This is a genomic window from Pseudomonas sp. 9.3L (assembly GCF_058536285.1).
In genome coordinates this window covers 271,959-286,649 of the sequence record NZ_JBZUBK010000001.1, presented here as the reverse complement: position 1 = coordinate 286,649, position 14,691 = coordinate 271,959, and the positions used below count along the sequence as shown (strand labels likewise).

General features: G+C 61.1%; 9 protein-coding genes. 3 read left to right on the top strand and 6 right to left on the bottom strand.

The genetic code is table 11. From position 1 onward, the window contains the following. Positions 1-4: 4 nt before the first annotated feature. Positions 5-1,210, bottom strand: a complete 1,206-nt coding sequence (locus AC4LE2_RS01250; RefSeq protein WP_491823579.1) for a CmpA/NrtA family ABC transporter substrate-binding protein — start codon at positions 1,208-1,210, stop codon at positions 5-7. 84 nt (positions 1,211-1,294) lie between these two features. After that, positions 1,295-5,362, bottom strand: a complete 4,068-nt coding sequence (locus AC4LE2_RS01245) for a bifunctional nitrate reductase/sulfite reductase flavoprotein subunit alpha (protein ID WP_491828019.1) — start codon at positions 5,360-5,362, stop codon at positions 1,295-1,297. 576 nt (positions 5,363-5,938) lie between these two features. On the opposite strand from AC4LE2_RS01245, the gene nirB reads away from it, so the two are divergent. Together nirB and nirD are read left to right on the top strand one after the other, a co-directional pair. Next, positions 5,939-8,479 carry a nitrite reductase large subunit NirB gene (gene nirB / locus AC4LE2_RS01240; RefSeq protein ID WP_491823577.1) on the top strand — a complete coding sequence of 847 codons (2,541 nt, stop codon included), beginning with the start codon at positions 5,939-5,941 and terminating at the stop codon, positions 8,477-8,479. Further along, positions 8,479-8,853 carry a nitrite reductase small subunit NirD gene (nirD, locus tag AC4LE2_RS01235; protein WP_491823575.1) on the top strand — a complete coding sequence of 125 codons (375 nt, stop codon included), beginning with the start codon at positions 8,479-8,481 and terminating at the stop codon, positions 8,851-8,853. Before nirB ends, nirD begins: the two co-directional genes overlap by 1 nt. A 132-nt stretch (positions 8,854-8,985) precedes the next feature. On the opposite strand, the gene AC4LE2_RS01230 is transcribed toward nirD, so the two are convergent. From AC4LE2_RS01230 to AC4LE2_RS01220, 3 genes are all read right to left on the bottom strand, one after another. Next, the gene (locus tag AC4LE2_RS01230; protein WP_491823573.1) at positions 8,986-9,819 is read right to left on the bottom strand and encodes a thymidylate synthase; all 834 of its coding nucleotides are present in this window, start codon (positions 9,817-9,819) and stop codon (positions 8,986-8,988) included. A 92-nt stretch (positions 9,820-9,911) separates the two neighbouring features. Then, entirely contained in the window at positions 9,912-10,721 is an 810-nt protein-coding gene (lgt, locus tag AC4LE2_RS01225; protein ID WP_491823571.1) for a prolipoprotein diacylglyceryl transferase, read from the bottom strand. 13 nt (positions 10,722-10,734) lie between these two features. Then, on the bottom strand, positions 10,735-11,517 hold the full coding sequence (locus AC4LE2_RS01220; protein ID WP_491823569.1) for a sulfite exporter TauE/SafE family protein: 783 nt from the start codon (positions 11,515-11,517) through the stop codon (positions 10,735-10,737). A gap of 116 nt (positions 11,518-11,633) precedes the next feature. On the opposite strand from AC4LE2_RS01220, the gene AC4LE2_RS01215 reads away from it, so the two are divergent. Then, positions 11,634-12,401 carry an NRDE family protein gene (locus AC4LE2_RS01215; RefSeq protein WP_491823567.1) on the top strand — a complete coding sequence of 256 codons (768 nt, stop codon included), beginning with the start codon at positions 11,634-11,636 and terminating at the stop codon, positions 12,399-12,401. Positions 12,402-12,407: 6 nt separating this feature from the next. On the opposite strand, the gene ptsP is transcribed toward AC4LE2_RS01215, so the two are convergent. Next, the gene (ptsP, locus tag AC4LE2_RS01210) at positions 12,408-14,687 is read right to left on the bottom strand and encodes a phosphoenolpyruvate--protein phosphotransferase (RefSeq protein ID WP_491823565.1); all 2,280 of its coding nucleotides are present in this window, start codon (positions 14,685-14,687) and stop codon (positions 12,408-12,410) included. Positions 14,688-14,691: the final 4 nt, after the last annotated feature.

Genomic DNA, 14,691 nt, shown 5'->3' with positions numbered 1-14,691 from the left:
CCGGTTACTGATCATGGCGGGCATGTATGGCAAAGCCGCCAGCATAAGCGGCCGGGTCAGCACCGTCCCAGACACTGCCGTCTACCAGCCGGGAGCTACGCATCGAGCCCTGGGGCACGGCGATCTCCAAGCTGCTCGCGGCGCAGCGGTAAAGGTCTACCTGCTGCACTTCCCGGGTAACAGCCAGGTAGTCGGGGTCGTCGCGCAGCAGGCCCCAGCGGCGAAACTGCGTGAGGAACCACATGCCATCGGACAGGTAAGGGAAATTCGCCGCGCCACTGTTGTGGAAACGCAGCGGGTGGGCGTCCTGCCACTGGTTGCCCAGGCCATCATCGTAGTTGCCGAGCAAGCGAGGTTCGATGCTTGCCAAAGGCACGTCAAGGTAGTCGCTGCCGCTTAGCAACTGCGCCGTGCTTCGGCGATTTTCTTGGCTGACCTCGATAAACCGGCTGGCTTCCAAGACGGCCATGACCAAGGCGCGTGCGGTGTTCGGGTACTGCTCCACGAACTCACGGGTACAGGCCAGGACCTTTTCCGGGTGGTCGGGCCAGATGGCCTGGCTGGTCGCCAGGGTGAAACCTTGGCCTTGCGCCACGGCGTTGGCGCACCAGGGTTCGCCTACGCACAAACCGTCGATACGCCCCGCTTGTAGATGCGCGAGCATCTGTGGTGGCGGCACAACAACGCTGTTCACATCCCGCAGCGGATGAATGCCCTGGCTGGCGAGCCAGTAATAGAGCCACATGGCATGGGTGCCGGTTGGGAAGGTCTGTGCGAAGTTGAGCTTTTTGCCGCCCTCACGCACGTGCTGGCTCAGCTTGTCAGCGCTGGTGATACCGGCATTTTTCAGCTGCTGCGAGAGGTTGATGCTCTGGCCGTTTTGGTTCAGCCCCATCAGTACGGCCATGTCGGTGGCCGCTGCGCCACTGATGCCCAGCTTGATGGCGTAGACCATGCCGTAGAGGGAATGAGCGGCGTCCAACTCGCCGCTCACCAGCTTGTCATTGATACCCGCCCAAGAGCTTTGTCGGCGCAGGTTGAGGGTGAGCCCATAGGGTTGAGAAAACCCCTGAGTGGCGGCGACCACCACCGAGGCACAGTCGCTCAGGGGCATAAAGCCGATATTGAGCACGCTCTTCTCAGGGCCGTCGCTACCGGCCACCCAAGCCAATGAGTGCAGTGTCGCAAGGTCTTTACTGCTATCGCCCATGCCGGTGTCCTAAAACGGTTTGCCTGTAAAAAAGGTGCTGGAACAGCCGTTCATGGCTGAGCACTTCGTTAGGATGAGCCACGGTTAATAAACGTCGCGCAGGTAACGGCGCGCCTTGCTCATATCACTCACGTAAAACAGCGCCGCGCCGCTGCTCATCTTGCCATGGATCTGCACAATCCTCTTCAGCGCGGCATCCACGTCCTTGGCCATGCAGCTGGCGTCGCCACACACGCAGACACAGGCGCCCTGCTGCAACCACTGCCATAGCTCGGCGCCCTCTTCGAGCATGCGTTGCTGGACGTAGATCTTCTCTGGCTGGTCGCGGGAGAACGCCGTGTCCAGGCGTTGCAGCACGCCCTGGCGTTGCCAGTCACGAAGCTCGTCGCGGTAGTAGAAGTCAGTACGGGCGCGTTGCCCGCCGAAGAACAGCCAGTTTTTACCAGCGCCCTGGGCCTGGCGCTGCTGCAAAAAGGCGCGAAAAGGTGCGATGCCCGTGCCAGGGCCAATCATGATCAGCGGGGTGTCCGGGTTCTCGGGGGGGCGGAAATGCGCGGAGCGTTGCAAGTAGATGCGCACCCCTTGGGCCTGCGCACGGTCGGCGAGAAAGGTCGAGCACACTCCGCCACGGGCCTGCTGTTGATGCTGGTAGCGCAAGGTGGCGACGGTCAATTGCACTTCGTTAGGGGTGATCGCGGGGCTTGAACTGATGGAGTACAGCCGAGGCTGTAATGGCTTGAGCAACTGCACCCATTGGGCAGCGTCCAGCGCTATCGGAAACTCGCGCAGCAGGGTTGGCAGCTGCCGCCCCCATAGCCAGGCCTGCAAAGCGTCATGGTTGTCCTCTTGGAGTAGCTCGCGCAAATGAAGGTTGGCATTGTGCTGCGCGACCCTTCGCAGCAGGTCAGGGCTGATGCGCGCGATCTCCAAGTGATCGGTCAGGGCTGCGCGCAATGTCATGGGCGGCTGGTTCTTCAGCTCCACAAGCACCTCGCCATTCAGGCCGACCGTACTCAACCACTCCTCCACCAGCTCAGGATCATTGCGGGGCCACACCCCCAAGGCATCGCCAGCCTGGTAGGGAAAATGGTGGCCCGTGAGGTCAAACGCCAAATGGCGGGTTTCTTTTTCGGAGCCTTCACCACTGAGCAATCGATTGCTCAGCACCGTGGTGCGTAGCGGCGAGGCACGGGTATAGGGGTTGCCCTCCACGGACGGCTTCGCGGGGGGCGGGCTTGGCGCTGGCGTCGCAGGGCCTGATAACTTGCCACAAAATTCGGCAAGCCACTGCTCGGCGAACAGCTCATAGTCCGGTTCGCATTCAAGGCGCGGCTGGATACGCTCGGCCCCCAAGGCCGCCAATCGCTCGTCGAGCTTGCGCCCAAAGCCGCAGAACTGCTGATAATTGGAGTCGCCCAAGGCCAGCACACTGAAGCGGCTATCAGCTAATGCCTGGGGTTCGGCGCTCAGTAGCACCTGCCAAAAGCCATGGGCGTTGTCAGGAGGGTCTCCGTCGCCGAAGGTGCTGGTTACCAGCAGCACGCCCGCAGCACCGCGCAGTTGTTCGAGCTTGGTGCTGCCCATCGCTTGCACGCGGGCGCGCTGGCCTGCGCTCACCAGCCGCTGGGCACAACGGGTAGCGAGGCTTTCACAGTTGCCCGTTTGGGAGGCCCAGAGCACTAACCATTCAGCGTTCGTGGCGAGGGTTTCCAATGGCGTAGCGCAAGGCAGTTCGCCGGTGCTTGAGAAGGTGCCAGCGAGCAGCCCATCAAGCAGCAGCCGTTGCTCCGCGCCGAACGGGGCGGTGGCAGGAAGCGTGGGCGTGGTGTGTGGCAGGCCTTCGCGGCTACGCAGGCCAAGCAGGTAGCCGCGCATATACAACTGTTGCTGAATGTTGAGGTTTAGCGGCGTGAGGCCGTCGAGGTTGAGCAGGCGCGCCAGGGCATCTATCTGTGTGGAGGCCTGTTCCGATGCCTGGGCCAGGCTTGGCGGCGGAGTCTGCTGCTGCTCGGGCAGGGCTTGCACAGCGACGGCGCAATACTTGAAGGCAGGCTGCAAAGAAACCGGGTCCACGGCGTCGCAGGTCACTGCGTTGATGGCCAAGTGCTCGCCAAACACATCGTTCCAATGAAAAGGCGCAAAGCAATTGCCCGGCCGCACCCGGTCACTGACCACGGCGCGCAGTACCGCCAGGCCACGGCGCGAACGTATCTGTACCTGGTTATCCTGGGCAATCCCCAACCGTATCGCATCCTCGGGGTGCAGCTCGATAAAGGGGCCGGGGTTGAGTTTGTTCAAGGTGGGCACTTTGCCGGTCTTGGTCAAGGTATGCCAGTGGTGTTGCAGGCGGCCGGTATTCAGCACCAGGGGGAAGCCGTCGCTTGGACGTTCGGCAGGCGGCATATGCGGGCGGGCGAAGAACTGGGCCCGCCCGCTGGCGGTGGGAAAGGCTATAGCCGGGCCTTGGGCGTCCAGAGCCTGCTGGCGGTAGCGAACGGGATTGCGCACGGAGGTGCCGGGCGCCGCGCAGGGCCACTGCAGAGGCTGCTGCCGCAGGCGCTCGTAGCTGGCGCCCTGTAAGTCGTAACCGGTCTGCGGGTTTGAAACCCGCTTGATTTCCTCGAACACCTCGGCAGCGCTGTTGTAGCTGAACGCCTCGGCATAGCCCATGGCACAAGCGACGCGAGCGATGATGCGCCAGTCGGGCAGGGCTTCGCCTGGGGGCTGCACCGCTTGCTGGGTTAGCGTCAGGTTGCGCTCGGAGTTGATCATTACACCCTCGGCTTCGATCCAAAGCGCACCGGGTAGCAAAATATCGGCATAGCGGTTGGTCTCGGTGTCCAGGTAAGCGTCCTGGGTGATTACCAGCTCAGCCTTGCGCAGGCCATTGATGACTTGCTGGCGATTGGGCACGCTGGCCACCGGGTTGGTGCAGATGATCCAGCAGGCCTTGATACTGCCGGCGGCCATGGCCTCGAACATGGCGACGGTGCCGCGGCCTTCTTCACTGCGCAGGCTGCCAGTTTCCATACCCCATAGCTGCTCGATAAAGGCGCGGTCCTGGGCAACCAGCGCCGACCGCTGCCCCGGAAGCCCCGGGCCCATGTAGCCCATTTCGCGGCCGCCCATGGCATTGGGCTGGCCGGTGAGCGAGAACGGGCCGCTGCCCGTGCGGCAGATTGCCCCAGTGGCCAGGTGCAGGTTGCACAAGGCATTGGTATGCCACGTGCCTTGCACACTCTGATTAAGGCCCATGGTCCAGCAACTCATCCAGTTCGCTGCTTCGCCGATCCATCGCGCGGCCTGCCGGATATCCGCTTCGGCCAGCCCGGTGACGTGGGCAACGTGCGCTGGCGTATAGCTCTCAAGGAAGTCCTCCATGACCTCCCAGCCCTCGGTAAACGCCTCGATAAAGACAGGGTCGGTCTGCTTGTTCTTCACTAACAGGTGCAGCAGCCCGTTGAGCAGCGCCAAGTCCGTTCCGGGTGTGATCTGCAGAAACAGATCGGCTTTATCTGCCGTGGCGGTACGTCGCGGGTCGATCACGATCAGCTTGGCGCCCGCCTTCACCCGGTCCAGCAGGCGCAAAAACAGAATGGGGTGGCAGTCAGCCATATTGGCGCCGATCACTAGGAATACATCACTGTGGTCGAAGTCGTCGTAAGCCCCAGGGGGGCCGTCCGCCCCTAGCGAGAGCTTGTAGCCACTGCTGGCACTAGCCATGCACAGGCGTGAATTGGATTCGATATGGCGGGTACGGATAAACCCCTTTGCAAGCTTGTTAGCCAGATATTGAGCTTCCAGCGACATCTGGCCGCTCACATACAAAGCGACCGCATCGGCGCCATGACGGTCGATGATCCCCCTCAGGCGGTCGGCGGTGGCCTGGATGGCTTGGTCGATGCCGATACGCGCAGGGTCGCGGTTGCGCTCATGACGCATGAATGCATGCTCCATGCGGCCGCTGTTGGCAACCGGCTGGCCACAGGTACTGCCTTTGGTGCACAGGCGGCCAAAGTTGCTTGGATGCTGTTTATCACCGGTCACCTTGACGATCAGGTTGTTTTCCACCTGCACGACGATGCCGCAACCGACTCCGCAATAGGGGCATACGCTACGAACGGTCTTGCTGCATTCAAGGGATTGGGCCATCGGCATGCTCTCTTGCAGAAACGACAAAGGCGCCATGCGGCTCTCCGTCTTTCAACGGGAGCTACACGGCGCCTTTGTCGTGGGGTACTGACTGATGGATGGCCATCGTCATTGATGGCCCTGCACTGTGCATAGCAATGGCTGGGCCAACACTTGACAGCCTGGCTGAAGGCTTATGGATTCGGGAAGTCTGGCCTATGACGACGTGATATCCGAAGGCCGAATTGCCTCGCCTCGGGGCATATGCCCTTGGCTTGCACCTTTTTGGGCGCCTGGCGGACTCAAGTGCAAAGGGCTAGATGCTGCTTGGCTCAACAACTAAAGGTCTTAGGACATTCCGGAAGGTTCTGGCACAACCACTGCATAGCGTTTTGTACCCGCCGCGGAGTCGCGGACGGGACGCCCTGTCGATCAACGGTGATCGTTTGGCCTTAATGGCTCGGGCAACAACGACTGTGTTAGGCCATGGGCCAGCAGCGAGAACAGGCAAAGGCGCCTGGAACATTTCAGTTCCAGGCGCTTTTTTTTGCGTTGAAAACCGGATCGGCTTCGATGGGTGCAGCTATGAACAGCGAAATGGCAACTGATCGGCAAAACCTGGTGGTGATTGGCAATGGCATGGTTGGTCATCATTGCGTGGAGCAACTGGTGGCAAACGGCGCCTTGGCCCGCTACCAGATCCACGTATTCGGCGAAGAACCGCTGCGCGCTTATGATCGCGTGCACCTGTCCGAATACTTCGGCGGCCGCGACGCGGAGTCCTTGGCGCTCGGCGAAGCCGGCTTATATCAAAGCGCGGGGGTGACCTTGCACTTGGGCGTGCCGGTGCTGGAAATCGACCGTGTTCGCAAGCAAGTGAGCACCGGCAAGGGCCGTATTCCCTATGAGCACCTGGTGCTGGCCACCGGTTCGTATCCCTTTGTGCCTCCTATCGAGGGCGCAGCTGGCGATTCGCGCCTGGTTTACCGCACCCTGGCGGACCTGGACACCATTCGCACCGCTGCCACAGGGGCTCGCCGGGGCGTAGTGGTCGGCGGTGGCCTGCTCGGGCTGGAGGCCGCCAATGCCCTGAAAAGCCTGGGGCTCGAAGCGCATGTGGTGGAATTTGCCCCGCGCCTGATGCCCGTTCAACTGGACGAGCAAGGGGGCGTGGCGCTCAAGACACGTATAGAAGCCTTGGGCGTGGCAGTGCACCTGTCTCGCGGTACGCAATCCATTACTCCGGGCAGCGAATACCGCTACCGTATGAACTTTGCTGGTGATGAATTCCTTGAAACTGACCTTGTAGTGTTTTCCGCTGGCATACGCCCGCAGGATGCGCTGGCCAGGCACTGCGAGCTGGCGTTAGGCGCAAGGGGTGGGGTCGCTATCGACGGCCATTGCCGCAGCAGCGACCCCCATATCTATGCCATCGGTGAGTGCGCCGCCTGGAATCACAGCATTTTCGGCCTGGTTGCACCGGGCTACCAGATGGCCCGTAATGTCGCCGCGCAGTTGTGCGAGCTCACTACCGAGCCGTTCCTCGGCGCGGACATGTCCACCAAGCTCAAGCTGCTGGGCGTAGACGTTGGTTCCATTGGGGATGCCCATGGCGCCAGCGAAGGGGCACGAAGCTACCGCTTTATCGACGAGGCGACCGCCAGCTACCGGCGCCTGGTGCTTTCCGCCGACGGCAAGCGGGCCATCGGTGCCGTACTGGTAGGCGACAACAGCTATTACGATACCCTACTGCAATATATCCAGAACGGCATCGCCCTACCTGCGGACCCTGCAACGCTGATCCTGCCGCGCGGCGAAGCCTCGCCGCTCCTTGGCGTGGACGCGCTTCCGGCCACCGCGACAGTGTGCTCTTGCCACAACGTCAGCAAGGGAGCGGTCTGTTGCGCAATCGACGCAGGCTGTAGCGACCTTGCCGGGCTCAAGGCCCACACCAAGGCCGCCACCGGTTGTGGCGGCTGCGCTGGCCTGCTCAAGCAAGTGTTCGAGCATGAGCTGGCCGCCCGTGGCGTAGTGGTCGACAAGAGCCTGTGCGAGCACTTTGCCCATACACGCCAGGAGCTGTACTCACTGGTGCGCGTCGAGGGCATCGAGACCTTCGACGAACTACTCGCGCGCCATGGAAAAGGCCAGCTGGGCTGCGATATCTGCAAGCCCACCGTCGGTTCGATACTCGCCTCGTGCTGGAACCGGCCCGTCATGGAGCCGTGGCTGGTGCCCCTGCAAGACACCAACGATACCTTCATGGCCAACATGCAGAAGAACGGTACCTATTCGGTGATACCGCGTATAGCAGGGGGTGAGATCACCCCGGACGGCCTGATCGCCATCGGCGCCGTGGCTAAGAAGTATGACCTGTACACCAAGATCACCGGCGGCCAGCGGATCGACATGTTCGGCGCGCAACTACACGAGCTGCCCGACATCTGGGCTGAGTTGATCGCCGCAGGCTTTGAAACCGGCCACGCCTATGGCAAGTCCACGCGCACCGTAAAGAGCTGCGTGGGTAACACCTGGTGCCGCTACGGCGTACAGGACAGCGTGCAAATGGCCCTGCGCCTTGAAGACCGCTACAAGGGCTTGCGCTCGCCGCATAAGCTCAAGTTCGCCGTGTCGGGTTGCACCCGAGAGTGCGCCGAAGCTCAAAGCAAGGATGTGGGCGTGATTGCCACCGAAAACGGCTGGAACCTCTACGTGAGCGGTAACGGCGGCATGCGCCCGCGCCATGCAGAACTCTTCGCCACAGACCTGGACGATGAAACCCTTATCCGTTACATCGACCGCTTCTTGATGTTGTACGTCCGCACGGCCGATAAACTGCAGCGCACCTCGGTATGGCGCGAAAGCCTGGAAGGCGGCCTGGACTATCTCAAGGCAGTGATTATCGAAGACAGCCTCGGCCTGGCACATGAGCTGGAAGCGCAGATGCAACTGGTGGTGGACCGCTATGAATGCGAGTGGGCGAACGCATTGAAAGACCCGGAAAAACTCAAGCGCTTCCGTACGTTCGTGAACGCCAAGGGCGCCGATCCCGACCTCCACTTTGTAAGAGAGCGCGGCCAAAGAAGACCGGCGCGCAGTGATGAGCTGGCCCTGATAACGGCTACGGAGGTGCTGTGATGAGCGATCTGGATGCGGTGATCGAGGGTACGGCTACGGGTTGGCGTACGGTCTGCAGCCGCAGTGACCTAGTTGCGGACTCCGGGGTAGTCGCCTGGCTGGACGGCGCACAGGTGGCACTGTTCTACCTGCCCAATGCAGTGGGTGGAGAGCGTGTGTTCGCGGTGGATAACCATGATCCATGCTCGGGTGCCAATGTCATCGGCCGAGGATTGGTGGGCTGCCTCGCAGGCAAACTGGTGGTGGCCTCCCCTTTGTACAAACAGCATTTCAGCTTGGAAGACGGCCTGTGTATCGAGGCGCCGCAGCAGCGGCTACAGGTTTGGCCAGCGCGGTTGCAGGGAAATGATGTGGAGTTGAAGAGTAGGGCTTAGCGAAGGCTAGGGGGACTGCAGTAATAGACCGAGCCCGCCCGTGAAACGGGCCTGTCACTGGAATAGATTCAACAGGCTTTTAGCGGTCAAGACGATGGCGCTGGGCATAGACCCGCCTGGCGTTCGTTTGCCCTACACTGCCACCGGCGCCTTGATTCCTGGATACGGGTCATACCCTACGATCTCGAAATCCTCGAAGCGGTAGTCATAGATCGATGCCGGGCGACGAAGAATCTTCAACTGAGGCAGCGCCCTGGGTATGCGGGTGAGCTGTTCCTGGATCTGCTCCATATGGTTCGAGTAAGCATGGGTGTCGCCAGTGGTGACGATGATCTCGTGAGGGATCAGGTCGCATTGCTGGGCCAGCATGTGCGTGAGCAGTGCCAGAGCGGCCGTGTTGTAAGGCAGCCCCAGGAATACGTCCGAGCTGCGGATGTACAGTTGCATCGACAAATGCCCGTCGTGCACAAAGGCCTGGTACAGCACATGGCACGGCGGTAACGCCTGGAGCCCATTGCGGGCATTCTCTTGTGGGCTCTGGCGCTCGTCGGGCAGGTACTCTACGTTCCACCCGTGGAAGAGAATGCGACGGCTGTTGGGGTTGGTTTTGAGCGTCTCGACCATATAGTCGATCTGGTTGACCGTGCGGCCATCCTTGGTAGGCCAGGCGGTCCACTGCTGGCCGTAAACCGGGCCCAGGTCGCCCGTCTCGGTGGCCCACTCATCCCAGATGCTGACGCCATGCTCGTTAAGCCATTTGACGTTCGTATCGCCGTTGAGCATCCAAATCAGCTCATTGGCAATACTTTTGAAATGGAGCTTTTTGGTGGTCAGCAGTGGAAACCCATCTGCCAGGTTATGGCGAAACTGGCGCGCAAATACCGCTTTTGTGCCTGTCCCTGTCCGATCACCTTTGGCCAGCCCATGGGTGATGACATCGGTCAGGAGATCTAGGTACGCTTTCATGATTGCCTCTGAGTTGTCGCACGCTGCTTACGCAACGCTTTAAAAACGGTGATACCACAGCAACAGGCGGGGTCGAGGCCCCGCCAATACGCTTAAACGGCTTGCGGCGCGGTGGGCGCGCGGTGGTAAGCCCACCAGATCAGGGCGATACCGCCCAAAATCATCGGCAGGCACAGCACTTGGCCCATGGTTAGCCACCCGAAGGCCAAGTAGCCCAGTTGAGCGTCAGGCACCCGAACGAACTCCACCACAAAGCGGAAGATCCCGTAGCACAGGGCGAACATGCCTGATACGGCCATGGTAGGCCGTGGCTTGCTGGAGTACAGCCACAGGATGATGAATAACGCTACGCCTTCGAGGGCAAACTGGTACAGCTGTGAAGGATGGCGGGGCACTTGAGCAGGGTCGCTGAATGGCGGGAAGATCATTGCCCAGGGCAGGTCGGTAGGCTTGCCCCAGAGCTCAGCGTTGATGAAGTTGCCGATGCGGCCTGCACCCAACCCCAGCGGTACGAACGGGGCGATGAAGTCCATGAGTTGGAAGAAGGTCTTGTCGTTGCGCTTGCCGAACCACCAGGTGGACAGCATGACCCCGATCAACCCGCCATGGAACGACATGCCGCCCTTCCACACTTCGAAGATCAAGCTGGGGTTGGCAATGTAGGCCGGCAGGTCGTAAAACAGCACATACCCCAGCCGGCCACCGACAATGACGCCCATGGCCACCCAGAACACCAGGTCCGAGAGCTTCTCCCGGTTCCAGGTGGGGTCGAAGCGGTGCATGCGGCGGGGCGCCAGTAGCCAGGCGCTGCCGATACCCAACAGGTACATCAAGCCATACCAATGGATTTTCAAAGGCCCTATCGCCAGGGCTACAGGGTCTATCTGCGGGTAAGGCAGCATGTATCTTCCTCGATCAAAGCAAAAAACTCAGGCCAACGCTAAACAGCAGCAGGGCAAACAGCCGCTTGAGCATACGCGGTGACAGCTTATGTGCCAGCCGCGCGCCGTAGCGTGCGAACACCATGCTGGTGATGGCAATGCCTACCAGCGCCGGCAGGTAAACGAACCCGAGACTATGGGCTGGAAGCAAGGGTGTATTCCAGCCCAACAGGATGAAACTTGCGGCACCTGACAGCGCAATGGGCAGCCCGCAGGCTGATGAGGTAGCCACGGCCTGTTGCATCGGCACGCTTCGCCAACTGAGAAAGGGCACGGTCAGGGAGCCTCCGCCAATCCCGAAAATCGCCGAGGCCCAGCCGATGATAACGCCAGCAAAGGTAAGCCCACCCTTGCCAGGAATCTGCTGGCTAGCCTTTGGCTTGAAGTCCAGGAACATCTGAATGCTGACCAACAGCGCGAATACGCCAATGACCTTTTGAAGGTGAGGGCCTTGAATCAGGGAAGCCGTTTTCGCACCCAGGGCGCCTCCGACCACGATGCCCAAGGTCATCCAGGCAAATACTGGCCAGCGCACGGCTCCGCGCTTGTGGTGCTCGCGAATGGCATTGATCGATGTGAACACGATAGTGGCCAGCGACGTACCTACCGCCAAGTGGGTCAAGATGTCGGGGGCAAACCCTTGCAGGCCAAAGCTGAACACCAGCACGGGTACGATGATGATGCCGCCGCCCACGCCGAACAGGCCAGCCAGTACGCCAGCGCAGGCCCCAAGGGCCAGGTAGAGCGTATATTCCATGTGAGTTCCTCGCGCGAGGGCGCATGTTACCGGATCGCTTGCACAGGCTCCAGTTACGCTGATAGAAGCGTGAAGCCTGCTCCCTGTACAGTAGAGAAAAAGAGGAGGAGTGCTCCATGTGCCTGATCGTATTTGCCTGGCGCCCCGGCCATGTACGCCCGTTGGTGCTAGCCGCTAACCGGGATGAATTCTACGCCCGCCCTACCCGACCACTCAGCGAATGGCCCGATGCGCCAGGTGTCTACGCAGGGCGCGATCTTGAGGCAGGCGGTACCTGGCTGGGCATCGGCCCGAAGGGGCGGTTCGCGGCAGTTACTAACATTCGTGGCACGGCTGGCACGCCGGGCAGGCGCTCGCGTGGCGCGCTGTGCGCTGATTACCTCGCCGGCGACCAGCCGCTTGATGAGTATGCCCGGCGCGTGTGCAGCCAGGCCGACGCTTATGCGGGGTTCAACCTGCTGTTAGGCGATAGCGATCAACTGGTGTATGTCGGTAGCCACAGCGCAGCGCCGCAACCTTTGGGCGAAGGCCTCTACGGGTTGTCCAATGCCAGCTTGGATACGCCTTGGCCTAAGTTGCTGAAGGCCAGGGAGCAGCTGGCCAGGCGAACCGAGGGCCCGCCAGCAGACTTGTTTGAGGTGCTCGCAGACCCAGCCCAGGTAGCCGACAGTGAACTGCCCGCAACGGGTGTGGGCCTGGCCCTGGAGCGGCTACTGTCCAGCATCTTCATCGCCAGCCCAACCTATGGCACGCGCGCCAGTACGGTACTGATTACCCAGGCCAGCGGGCACCGGACTCTGGCTGAAAGAAGCTTTGGGCCCCAGGGGGTTTATACCGACGAGGTAGTGCTCACACTGCCCCCTGGCACCCAGGCTGGGGCGTGACCCTATTCAAAGGCTTTGCGGTGCAGCGGGATTGATCATCCGTGCCAGCCCCTGGTTTTTCAGCGCCAACTGCAATGAGCTGTGGATAACCCGCGGGTTGTCGATCTTCATCAACTGCGCCAACAACTCTTTAGACTTCTCAAGGCTGACCTGACGCAGCATCCACTTCACCTTGGGCAGGTTGGTGGCGTTCATGGACAAACTATCGAAGCCCATGGCCATCAGCAGCACGGCAGCAGCCGGGTCTCCCGCCATTTCGCCGCAGATGCTTACCGGCTTGCCTTCGGCATGGGCTTCGGTGACTACATGCTGCAACGCCTGCAACACGGCCGGGTGCAGGTAGTCGTAGAGGTCCGCAACCCTTGGGTTGTTGCGGTCCACCGCCAGCAGGTACTGGGTAAGGTCGTTGGAGCCTACCGACAGGAAATCCACTTGCCGGGCCAGGTCACGGGTCTGGTACACCGCAGCAGGAATCTCCACCATCACGCCAATCGGCGGCATGGGCACATCCGTGCCCTCGTCCCGCACCTCGCCCCACGCACGGTGCAACAAGTGCAGCGCCTCTTCCAATTCGTGAATGCCAGAGATCATGGGTAACAGGATGCGAAGGTTATTCAACCCCTCACTGGCCTTGAGCATCGCCCGAGCCTGCACCAGGAAAATTTCCGGGTGATCGAGGGTTACACGTATGCCGCGCCACCCCAGGAAGGGGTTTTCTTCTTTGATGGGGAAGTAAGACAGCGATTTGTCGCCGCCGATATCCAGGCTGCGCATGGTGACGGGCAGCGGATGAAACGCGGCCAATTGCTCGCGGTAAATGGCCAACTGCTCTTTTTCGGAGGGGAAGCGCTGGTTGATCATGAACGGCACTTCGGTACGGTACAGCCCAACCCCTTCGGCGCCCCGCTGCTGGGCGCGTGCTACGTCTGCTAGCAGCCCGGTGTTCACCCACAGCGGCATGCGGTGACCGTCGAGTGTAATGCAGGGGAGCTCTCGCAGGGTTTCCAGGCCCTTGGCCAGCTCCCGCTCCTCCTCCACTACAGCGACATACTGTTTGGTGAGGATATCGCTGGGGTTGGTGAAGACTTCACCGTGGTACCCATCGACAATCATGGTGATGCCGTCGACCTTGGAGTACGGCAGGTCTACCAGGCCCATAACCGTGGGAATGCCCATGGCGCGGGCCAGAATCGCCACGTGGGAGTTGCCCGAGCCCATGACCGAGATCAGGCCGACAAGCTTGCCCTCTGGCACTTCGCCAAGCATGGCGGGTGATAGTTCTTCACTCACCAGAATCGTGTTGTCAGGGTACACCAGGGTTTGCTGGCGAGCCTGCTGGAGGTAGGCCAACAGCCGGCGCCCCAGGTCTTTCACATCGGCGGCGCGCTCACGCAGGTACGCGTCGTCCATCAATTCGAAGCGGTTAACGTGCTCGGTTACGACCTGGCGCAGCGCGCCCTGGGCCCATTGCCCTGTCTTGATGACATTGCGTACTTCACTGCCCAACGAAGCGTCATCGAGCATCATCAGGTAAACGTCGAACAGCGCCCGCTCTTCAGGGCGCAACTGGGTCGCCAACTTGGCGGACAGCGTGCGCATGTCGTTGCGCACGCCTTCCAGGGCAGTCTCGAACAAGTGCATCTCGGCCTGCACGTCAGTCACGGTCCGGTCCGGCACCACATCCAAATCTGCCGGAGGCAGCATCACCACCGCCGTGCCTACACCCGCGCCTGGCGAGCCTGGCACCCCTACGAACCGTGCTTCCTGAATACCTTTACCCTGGCGCCCCAGCCCTCGGATAGACCCCGTGGCCTCGGCGTGGGCAATAACCCCAGCCAGCTGCGCGCTCATGGTCACCAGGAAGGCTTCTTCACCTTCGTCGAACTGCCGGCGTTCTTTCTGCTGGATCACCAGCACGCCGACCACGCGCCGATGGTGAATGATAGGCGCACCTAAAAATGACGCATAACGCTCTTCGCCGGTTTCGGCAAAATAGCGATAGCGGGGGTGATCGGCGGCGTTCTCGAGGTTCAGGGGCTCCTCGCGCGTACCCACCAGCCCGACCAGGCCTTCATTAGGGGCCATGCTCACTCGCCCAATGGAGCGTTTGTTTAGCCCCTCGGTCGCCATGAGCACGAAGCGATTGGCTTCCGGGTCGAGCAGGTACACCGAGCAAACCTGGCTGCTCATGGCTTCCTGAACACGGATCACGATGATCCCCAACGCCGTTTTGAGATCCTTGGCGGAGTTGACTTCCTGGACGATCTTGCGCAGCGTATTGAGCATGGCT